We start from the raw sequence: 9,726 nt of genomic DNA on the forward strand, positions 1-9,726 counted from the left end.
CCGGATAGTCCCAGCCAAGAAGGACGACATGGGTGCCCTCCACGGCAAGCGCGGGAAATGAATCCTCTGACGTACTCTTTGCACGCATATTGCCCCGTGCGGTTATCCGCTCCACCCCGCTTGATTGTGCATGAGATATATTCAATTAAAGAAGCATGAGGTGTAGGATCGATCCAGGTATCAAAGTTCAGCCGGCTCACAATTGAAATAACAGTTGGTCGAAGGGGCTCTCGACAACGCGCCGCATCAGGACCGCCGTTCGAACGGTAGAGAATGTCCATCATTGGCATTTGCTCTTTACGCATAGAGAGGTGCCCGCGCGCGACGGCGCGTCAGGGTACAACAATCACCAAGGCGAGGGGAAATTTGCGCGCCATCAGGCATGCGCGATCGGACACAATCGGCGGGATGACAAAGCGTCCGACATCCGGGCGCTGCCTTGTGTCACTGCGCGCCAAGGCAATCAGGATTGAGGAAGCTGCACTATGTCCATTGTCGAAGACACGAGGGCTTATGAGAGCTGGCTACGCCGGCGTTGCATCGTCATCGACGATGACCTTGCCTACAAGCACGAGCGGATGCAAAGAAGCCCCTTCATATTCCTGAGGGCAACGTATTATCGCTGGGCGCGGAGGATCGAAACGCTATGCCCGCAACTGAAGAGCGCTCCACGGACGCTGTGCGTTGGCGACATTCATCTTGAAAATTTCGGTACATGGCGCGATGCTGATGGCCGGTGGGTGTGGGGCGTTAATGATTTCGACGAAGCAGCCGTCATGCCGTATGCATTCGATCTCGTTCGGTTGGCGACGAGCGTCCAACTGGCACCGAAAATGAAACTGGATGCCAGCGAGATTGCCGAGGCGATTCTGGATGGTTATCGCGAGGGGATCTCCGAACCAGGTCCGGCGCTCCTTGATGATGACGAAATATGGATACGCTCCTACGTCGGGTGTTCGGATCAGTGCCGGAGGGATTTTTGGGACGAGATTGACGATCTTGAAGCTGTAGATCCACCGCCGCTCGTCAGACACAGGCTCATGTCGAGCTTTCCGCCAGGAGCAGGCCATACCGGCTTCTTCCGCCGCGTTGCCGGAGGTGGGAGCTTGGGACGCCCGCGCTTCGTGGGCGTTGCCGAATGGCGGAGCGGACGGGTCGTTCGGGAAGCTAAAGCGCTTGTGCCTTCCGCGTGGCACTGGGCCCATCGGCGGAAACCCGGCGCGCACGCCTTTCTCTATCTGGCAACGGGCTTGTACCGATCGCCGGATCCCCATCTTCGCATCGAAGACAATTTCATTTTGCGCCGCCTTGCTGCCGATACTCGAAAGATAAACCTCGGCAAACGTACGGGCGATGAAATCAAGCGCGAGTTATTGAAGGCAATGGGCTCCGATCTCGCTTCAATCCATGCGGCAACGCACGGCGCCAGTAGCAAGATCAAGGTCGATCTGGAGGCGCGGCATGCCGGGTGGCTGAAGACGGCTTCGCGCATCGCCGCCACAGCGAACGAGCGAGACTATGATAAGTGGTGCCGAATCTAGGCGCAGCCACTTTGGCACGCTTGCTTCGTTTCAGAGGTTCGGTTGAGAGACGAAACGAGTGTGCGATCCGGCCAAATAGAGTTCAACTCTTCAGAGATTATGGCTCCCAATATCACGAAACTATGACCCGTCGGATTATCTCGTACGATGGCTTTATTCCTGCGTTTTCTGCTGACAGGCCACGATGAGATCGTGGAGCGCCGCCGCCATGCGGCGCACACTTGCGTCGCTTTGGCGGAGCCGGTCCACATCGTCGGGATCGACAAGCGTGTCGAACGAGATCTGTTCGATTTCGTGCCATTGGCGCATCAATTCGAAGCGCTGGAAAACATTCACGGCGAACTCCGCCTCGTCGGCCACTTCGTGAACGCGCCGTACCATCAACTCCGCGAGGGGCCGCTTTCCCTGTGTGAGAACTGCAGGGACATATTGTGGATACATGAGGATGACATCGACCGGGATGGGCTTGAGCATGCGCAACCCGTCACGTAACGCGCCCACGACTTCCTCGATATCCTGACCACGCCACGCTGCAATGGTCCCAATCTGCCAGATCACAAGGCATGGGTTTTCGGCAATGACATCGCGCTCAAAACGCAGGACCTCGACCGGAGCTTCCTCGCCGCCCTTGCCGCGGTTCAGGACATCGATACAGCGCCCCGAATAGCTGGCGCGCAGTTGCGCTCTCCAACCGATGAGGATAAGGAACCACAGCCCCCTTCCCGGCCGTTGTGGAAGACCCGATAGCAACGACCTTGATGGCACCGCCGGATTTCAGGCGATCCGCGAAGTGGCGCAGCGGATACCGGAATGGCACGGGCTGCGCTGGGATGAGATATTCGCCCATGTCGCCACTCATCGTCGTCACTCCGCGCCATCCATCCGTTCCGCGACAGGCGGGATAGCTGCTCCAGCCTTTGATTGCGCTTCATTGGCGAGCCGCGAACCTGCCGGCTGCTCGAACAAGGGAAGCCCCAAGATCAGATCGTTGTTTCGGCAATAGCCATCCATGCCAGCGATCTGCTCTTCACTGAAGACCAGCGGATTATGGGATTGCCTAACCCGTTCGACCCATTTGGTGTGTTGAGGATCGCCTTCACTCAGGACATCGACCAGATCGGCGTAGCGAAGTTCGGTGAGCATATCCTTGATATTTGTGTAAGAAAGAAATCCATTTCCAATTTCCTCGCGTGCAAGCCCAGCCATGGGCTTCGCCGCCCGAGATAAGAAGGCGCGAAGGTTCTGCGGTGTATACCGAACGGAGACATTTGATGCAGAAAGGACAAGCATTTCCCACGCATCCTTTCGCTCGCTTGCAGAAATCTTGAGCTGCAACGGGCCGAAATGCTGTTGAGCATCGACGAGCCGGTTTCTGAAAGCGGCATGTTCCCGGTCAAACGTATTGTCGATATAAGCGCGAATATATGGGGGGACGCTTAACTCGGTATCGACCGCCGTGAGCGATGACAATTTCAGATTCACGATGCCAAGCGCCTGATGAATCAGGCATGGAAACTGGCTCACGCGGCCGGCCGAAAAACTGGTGCCGCTTCGTAGTTCGTAGCAAGCTTGGTTTTCCTGGCCAACGAAGCCGGCCAGCCCCCCCTTCTCCTCGTGCTCCTGTTCCTCCTTCGATTTCAGGCGGCACCCCGCCCTAGGGCCGATGGAATCGATACCATGCGCTCCGAACATCGTGATGTCCCGCGGCATCGGCGCTTTGAAGCGCGACGCCTGATTCCAAAGCTCCGTTCCTGCGGCATTCGTCGCCGTCGCGGCAATCACTCCCGGCGTGATCCAGCCGTTGACCAGCCCCGGTTGAGGTCCATCGTTGCCGACCGATATGACAACCGGGATGCCGCGCTCATGCACCACTCGGTCTATGACCTTTCGGACCGCCCTCTCGCCGCTGGCGTCCTTGCCGATGAGCCGCCGTGGTGGGCCGATACTGAGATTGACGACGGCAGGGCGGTAGACGCCAAGATTGTCGAAAAAGAGCAAGCGATGGAGCTGGGCGAGCAGAAAATAGACGACGCTGGCCTCACGGTCATCCAGCACATCGACGAATTCGACCCCCTTGTGCGAAGGCCAGTTTAGTACCTGATCCCCGGTCGCCTTAACAAAAACGATTCCGAATTCCGGAAACGTTTGCGACGATTTGATGTTCAGGGCTCGAATGGCCGCACGGTCCTGGCCGGGCCTTACTCCCATGACCACCACGAATGTATGATCCGGCTCGTCGCCAAGACGGCCGATCGCTTCAGTGGAGAGCGCGGCATCTGCTCGTGCTGCGACGCCGATGGCCACATCTCCTGCCAGAAAAGTGAGGAGCGCTAGAGCTCCTGTCCAACGCCTCATTTGGGCGCTTCCTGTTCGGGCGGGAACGCGACCTTCGTGCGGAAGCTTGCCACCGACAGTCCCTTCTTCCACCATTCGCCTTCGTAAGCGACACGCACGTCCGTTGTGAGAACGAGGCTCTTTCCAACCGGGATGGGACATGCGACGATGAGCTTGAGCGGCATACCACCCACGGGTTGTCGCTCCTGCGACTTCATAAATTGCCAGAAGGCGCTGCCCGATCCAAAGCCTGCAATGACCGTCGGAAACGAAGGCGCATATTTGAAGGTTACCGAAGCATTGGCTCCGGTCGATGCGGTCGCCAACGGCGACTGGAATTTGAGGTCCCCTCCAATCCTGGCTTCACCGGTTGCAGCGACCGGTCCGGGCGTAAAGCCGGTCTCGGGGAACACATCGATCACAAGAGGCTGCTTGTCCATGGCGCCAAGGCCCGCGAATGCCATGGAGATATCAACCCGGACAGGTGTCTGACTTGGACCGGGAGCGATCGACAGCTCAAACGGAATGACGAAAAACCGATGCGAAGCCTTCCAGGCCTGCAGCAGGGATTTGTTCTCGGGCGTTTCGGCGATCGGGTAGGCCAAGATCTCATCGGGATAATGAATAGCTCCGGTAGCACCGCCGTTCACCCCCTGGAGGCCGGTCGTTGGCGCTGCTCGCAGATCATCTGCCTCAAGTAGGGGAACATTGGCATCAGCAGCATAAGTCTGCACTGACATAACGGAGGCTACAAAAGCTCCCCCGAACAATACCACGCGCCAAATCATTTCCATTCTCCGCCTGTTCGAATACAGTGCGACAAAGATCCCCGGACACGACCACCAGCGCGACTATTTAACGCCTACTCCTCGCTGATCGCGTAAGACGCCCCGTGATTGTCCAAGTATCTCCACGGCAAACCATTCTTGAAAACGACTTCATCCGATCCAGCAGCGGTGCCTCTCGCGCCCTGCTCTGTTGTCGGCATCACACGCAGGTTCGTAAATGTGTCCGACCTTGAATCGAGTAGGTAAATCACGAAACTGTCCATATCGCCTTCCTCGAATCCACGTCACCGTCTGCACATTTGGCAGATTGATCGGATCAGATCCGAAGTGTTGCTTTCAATTGGCAATGGTCCGACACCGCCAGTAGCGGATCGGGATGATTGCCTGCGGCAGGCCCGAACGCACGGGCCGTTCAGCCAAGCGAATGCGGTGACAAGACAGCCGCGCTATTTGGAAGCAGCTCTGCCCTAGGCGCCTTCACCGAGCACTCGTAGACCTCCTTCCTACTTAATCGAGATAAGCAAGCCGCCGTCGTTAGTGTCCGGTAGGCGCAAACTTTGGGACATCAACCCAGGTGCAGATGCCAGATGGATCCTTATAGCAGACCGCAATATGGCCCGGCCGTGGTGAAGGCGCGGCTCCGCAGATTGAGCCAGCGCGCGCACCATGTTCGGCGAACTGGATGAAGTTTTTCTCCACGTCTGCGAATTTGATACGGCGCTTTTTGTAACCCAGATCAAGCGCGGTCTTGAGCGTGCGCGGTATGCCCCGGTGACGCGGCGGAATCTCTTTCTTTACCATCGATACCTCCTCTCAAGATTGAGCGCGCTCACGGCGCGCGGCTGTTGATTGCGTTCGCGACAGCGATGCCAATAGCAGCGGCAAGATCCTGATTTTGTTGTTTCTGCTGGGCGGCGGCGGCGGCATCGTTCGGCGCGGGACCGAGGGTGACGACCAGATCCTGCGTGCGTGTGCGTTGCGCGTTGAGAAACGGGCCGCTCGGATTGGCAGACACGCGCACCAGCTTCCATGACGGCGTAGCGTTGCCGCCATACTGGACGGCAAAGGTGATCTGGTTCTGAAGCACGTCTTTCTTGGCGACCTTGATCTCATTCTGGAGCGCCTTGGCGAAGTCACCCGCCACGCCGCCCTCTACGAATGTCGGGCGCAGCGTCATGTAAAGCCATTCGCGGAATTTTAGATCACCCTCGATCAGGATGCCACCGGGGCGGTTGCAAATCGATGCGTAAGAATTGCTTCCGGCAGCGATAGCTTCTTTCTCCAATCGTTCGTAGGTTAGCTTGGCTGCCGTAAGTTCAGGCGTCAGCTTCTTCATAAGGTCGGTGACGGGCTTCGCTGGCGGACTGATACGCTTTGCGGCAAGTTTCGCCTGTGTTGAAGGCCTGTCGGGATACTCTTTGGTGAATTCGCGGAAATCCATGAACCAGGCGACAACAGCCTTCCGCGTTGCACCGGCAGAGATGCTCGCCCCCAGAGCAAGACTCTCGGACTGAGGCGTCGTGATATTGCCGCCTGGGACCGCCGTCACGGCGTTCGGCAAAACTCGGTTGAGCATGACGCCGGGACTGAGCGTGGACTTTTCTTCCACCGTGAGGGTAAGGGAGAGCTGAGCTCCCCAATCGTCCAGCCATTGTAGGTGCCGCCTCGGCGCTGGGCCGCCCGGTACGCCAACGCCCTTGGCGAGGCTGATGTCATCAAGAATGAAGAATTCAACCTGGCTTTTCACCTCGCAGTGAACATGGCTGACGATCGCGTCGATTAGGGCGTCTGGGACCGCCGTATCGAAGGCTTCGCCGAATTCGGGTACGAGCGCACCGCAACCACCAAGCGCCCCCGCAAACGCCATCGTCGTGACTGCAACCGCAATCCTCGATCGCCCCATAGTCATCCCCGCGAAGCTTACGCAACGAGCAAAGCTAATACACGCTACCTTTGGTTGTTAAGCGTTGCAAGCAACCCGAAGGCGGGTTTTGGGAGGCTGTACCTTTTGAGCCACAGGGATTGGCGTGGAAGCCAAAGGCGCTTTTGCAGAAACGGTCGTGGCCGCGGGTTGGCGACAGAACAACATTTCCAGAGGTCTCAGAGCATACCGCGTATTCTGACCACCAGATCCAGCACGCTGGCATATTTGACGTAACACCCCTGGGGAAACGGATTGGGATTGGCCGCCGGACCAACGAACATATTCGGCACGCTGAGCGGATTATCCTGAAGTATGCAGCTTCGGTTGCAGGTTCCCGCACTCTTCGGCGACGGCCCGCTCTCTAACGAATGCGCGCAAGAAGCGGACCGCCTCAGCCTGACGCGCAAGGACACGCGCGTAAAGAGGAAGAGCAGCGCCAGCATTCTCGTTACCCACATGGGCCGAAACCGCGTCCGGCACAGCGGCATCGGCAAGCGCAGCGAGTAGAGCCGGTGCGGTCCCAAGCCGCACGTGCCCAGACCTCGGAATGCAGCTGAGCCACACGTTTCGCGCGAGTTGTGATATTGTTAGCGCCCGTCTTTGAAGGAGGCTGACAATCCGATGTCGTATGCTTCTTATCTTGAGCATGAAATTGAGCGTGCCAGCGACTATTACGCGGTTGCGCTTAACACGCTGGAAAATAGGTTTACACGGAAGCCGGTAACGCCCGTTACCGTTCCCGCCGCAGTCTTGCTGCGGTCGCCGCCGATTGTGCCTGTGCCGGATGTGGCTGAGATTGCCGAGCGTGTCCGGAGACAGCGCGAGACGCACATTCTGTGCTTACTCGAGATGCGGCTTGAGCGGGCATGACGATCGTAAAGCCCAATTCGGGACGAATGCGCGTCACCACCTTATGATAGCTCCTACTTCCGCGTGCGGCAGACCGCCCCCACCACCGGGGGCGCGAGCTGAATGCCAAGCGTCGGGCGCAGCGCGGTTGCTAGGGTTGGAGCCGTGAGAAGCCGGTGCATCAACACGGATTCAATAGCCAGCCATGCGAAGAAGCCCATGCCAAAGAAGAACGTGCCGATATCCTCGAAGCCAAGCGTTCCGCCTACGGTCGCCGCCACGAAAGGTCCTGCCACGCCCGGCAGATAGAGCACGGGTGTCGTGTGGTTGGGATCGCGCCCGCCCATCCATAGTCCGCCCGTTCGCCAGATCGCGAACGCGATCGTGAGCAGGACACCAATAAAATAAATCGCCACCGCCATATTCGCAGGTCGATCGCGGCAAAGCAGCCATTCTCAAGATTAAGCCGCACCACCTCAATTCAACGCAAAGACTGATGTCCGTTTGGCACCGACTTTGTTGAAGAAGTCGGCAAACCGACTGTTGACGTGCACAGCGCATATGCTTGTGTCGCTGCTCAGACAGATATTTGAGCCGGTGCCAGAAAAGTGAAGAGGTCGCCTTGACCGAGATCGCAATCAAGTCTGCCCTCCAAAATTCAGGGCTTTGAGCATGACAGCAGCCCCACATTGAGCTGAGACGGAATTCGGGTCATAGACGTGATCGCGCACGAATTTTCCCTTGGTGTAGTGTGTAGAAAAACTCCACAGATAGGGCGAATTGATCCCCTTGGTGCGGTAGCTGAAGCCGTTATAGCCCTCGAAACGATAGAGGACGCGGGCGATGCTCCAGTCTGACTGGCCGGCGAAACCTTCGAAAGTGATGGCGTCGATCGCACTGGAGAGCCAGTCATTGGGCGGATTCCACCGCAGCGGCCGGTTGGCCGGCACATTGACAGTGCGCGCCCGGAGCGGATCGCCGTTGTGGAGATGGCCCTGAAAATTGAAGCTCGCCTCGAGCGCATGAACGGCACCGATGAACTCCCACGGTGCGCCGGTTGCCGCGCTGACCTGCTCGTAGCGCTCCCTGTTTTGCTGCAGCCTTGCAACATGCCAGGCGACACTCGCGGCACGCTCCGAACGGATAACGCAGCTGTCCCAAAGCGTCTCATATTCGCTTTTGAGATCCTCAAATCTCGGACGAGCCGCTTCCTGGGCATCCTCGGCCCGTATCGGGCGGGCATCCACCGCATAGGATGAGAGCAGCCGCGCGATTTCATCCTGCGCATCGATCAGGCGCTCGAAGACCGGACGGTCGGCCATACCCGGCAGGGCATCGAGGGCTGCCCCGACCAGTTGTTCCTGCATCGTTTCACCATCCGCGGCAGCGACGGCCTCGTGCCCGCCCGAGCGGAAATCCCAGTCCGCTTCGTTGTCATAGGCTGCCTTGTCGGATTTCACCGAGATGTGGCAGTGGTGGTTGTGCGGATTTGATCCCGTATAGGTTCGCCATGCCCACGGCGCCGCGGCGCCCACCGCCTGCGAACTGGCGATCCTGCGATTGGAGATGATGTATTTGACGCGGCTGTCCCGGCAGCTCCGGATAGCCTCGGCGAGCTTGCCGGCATCGCAGCCATGGGCGGGATCATGGGTGATGTCGAGCGCCGTCACGACCCCGATGCCGCCGTCGACGATCCAGGGATTATGATCCGATGCGCGGCTCTGGTGGCGGATATCGCCGATGGTGCCGTCGCTCGCCTTGCTGCGGTTCGGAAACGCCTGATTGACCTGAACCCGCAGCCGTTCCAGTGCCTTGGCGACGCGCCAGCGCGTCACCAAGGCCTCAAGCGCCGGCTCCGGCGGCGTCGCAGGATCGACATGCGCGTCCTCGGTGTCGCGGGTGATCTCTTGTGCCACTTCTTCGGCGGGAATGGCATTGAGTTCGAAGCTGCTTTCCTCGTGACTGCTTGTCGTATCATTCATATCGGCCTCCCCGTTCAATCGTGGATGGATGACACTGTGCTTACGAAATTATGGGACGGATGAGATGCGACGCCCGGCACCCGGCCAACGGCCTCACAGCACCAGATCGTCCACGGTATCGATCGGCACCACCACCGGCAGGTCGGCAGATGCCGCCTCCACTCCGGCCTTGCTCCGTGCCAACGGATCCGCATTCCTGAATGCACCGAACCCGTATCCGGTAGCCTTCTCCAGATCCGCGATCGCAATCTGAAACGTCCGGTAAGGACCCAGCACAAAGCCCTCGACAGCTTCCGAACGATCGCGAT

General features: G+C 58.6%; 9 protein-coding genes and 2 pseudogenes. 2 read left to right on the forward strand and 9 right to left on the reverse strand.

The annotated features are described in order from the left end of the window. On the reverse strand, window positions 1-284 hold a 284-nt coding region (locus ACIQ17_RS25815; protein WP_398472139.1), incomplete at its 3' end, for a hypothetical protein. A 201-nt stretch (window positions 285-485) separates the two neighbouring features. Here ACIQ17_RS25815 and ACIQ17_RS25820 point away from each other — a divergent pair. Then, a complete protein-coding gene (locus ACIQ17_RS25820; RefSeq protein ID WP_398472141.1) occupies window positions 486-1,541 on the forward strand; it encodes a DUF2252 family protein in 1,056 nt (351 codons plus the stop codon). Window positions 1,542-1,694: 153 nt separating this feature from the next. Here the strand turns inward: ACIQ17_RS25820 and ACIQ17_RS25825 are convergent, their stop codons facing one another. The 5 genes from ACIQ17_RS25825 to ACIQ17_RS25845 all read right to left on the reverse strand — a co-directional run bounded on the left by ACIQ17_RS25825 (window position 1,695) and on the right by ACIQ17_RS25845 (window position 6,530). Further along, entirely contained in the window at window positions 1,695-2,306 is a 612-nt protein-coding gene (locus ACIQ17_RS25825) for an SGNH/GDSL hydrolase family protein (protein WP_398472142.1), read from the reverse strand. A 99-nt stretch (window positions 2,307-2,405) separates the two neighbouring features. Beyond that, window positions 2,406-3,845, reverse strand: coding sequence for a S8 family serine peptidase (locus ACIQ17_RS25830; RefSeq protein WP_398472143.1), 1,440 nt, complete (start codon window positions 3,843-3,845; stop codon window positions 2,406-2,408). Window positions 3,846-3,892: 47 nt separating this feature from the next. Then, on the reverse strand, window positions 3,893-4,663 hold the full coding sequence (locus ACIQ17_RS25835) for a hypothetical protein (RefSeq protein WP_398472145.1): 771 nt from the start codon (window positions 4,661-4,663) through the stop codon (window positions 3,893-3,895). Between the two features lie 534 nt (window positions 4,664-5,197). After that, complete coding sequence (locus tag ACIQ17_RS25840) at window positions 5,198-5,464, reverse strand: hypothetical protein (RefSeq protein WP_398472146.1); 267 nt, start codon at window positions 5,462-5,464, stop codon at window positions 5,198-5,200. Between the two features lie 28 nt (window positions 5,465-5,492). After that, the gene (locus ACIQ17_RS25845; protein WP_398472147.1) at window positions 5,493-6,530 is read right to left on the reverse strand and encodes a hypothetical protein; all 1,038 of its coding nucleotides are present in this window, start codon (window positions 6,528-6,530) and stop codon (window positions 5,493-5,495) included. A 369-nt stretch (window positions 6,531-6,899) separates the two neighbouring features. On the opposite strand from ACIQ17_RS25845, the gene ACIQ17_RS25850 reads away from it, so the two are divergent. Further along, window positions 6,900-7,094 carry a hypothetical protein gene (locus tag ACIQ17_RS25850; RefSeq protein ID WP_398472148.1) on the forward strand — a complete coding sequence of 65 codons (195 nt, stop codon included), beginning with the start codon at window positions 6,900-6,902 and terminating at the stop codon, window positions 7,092-7,094. A gap of 434 nt (window positions 7,095-7,528) precedes the next feature. Here the strand turns inward: ACIQ17_RS25850 and ACIQ17_RS25855 are convergent. From ACIQ17_RS25855 to ACIQ17_RS25865, 3 genes and pseudogenes are all read right to left on the reverse strand, one after another. After that, window positions 7,529-7,855 (reverse strand): annotated as a pseudogene (locus ACIQ17_RS25855) (dicarboxylate transporter/tellurite-resistance protein TehA); the annotation flags it as partial. 219 nt (window positions 7,856-8,074) lie between these two features. Next, window positions 8,075-9,418, reverse strand: a complete 1,344-nt coding sequence (locus ACIQ17_RS25860; RefSeq protein ID WP_398472149.1) for a hypothetical protein — start codon at window positions 9,416-9,418, stop codon at window positions 8,075-8,077. 93 nt (window positions 9,419-9,511) lie between these two features. Continuing rightward, window positions 9,512-9,726: pseudogene (locus ACIQ17_RS25865) on the reverse strand (nuclease); the annotation flags it as partial.

The organism is Tardiphaga sp. (assembly GCF_044340795.1).
Classification (GTDB): domain Bacteria; phylum Pseudomonadota; class Alphaproteobacteria; order Rhizobiales; family Xanthobacteraceae; genus Tardiphaga.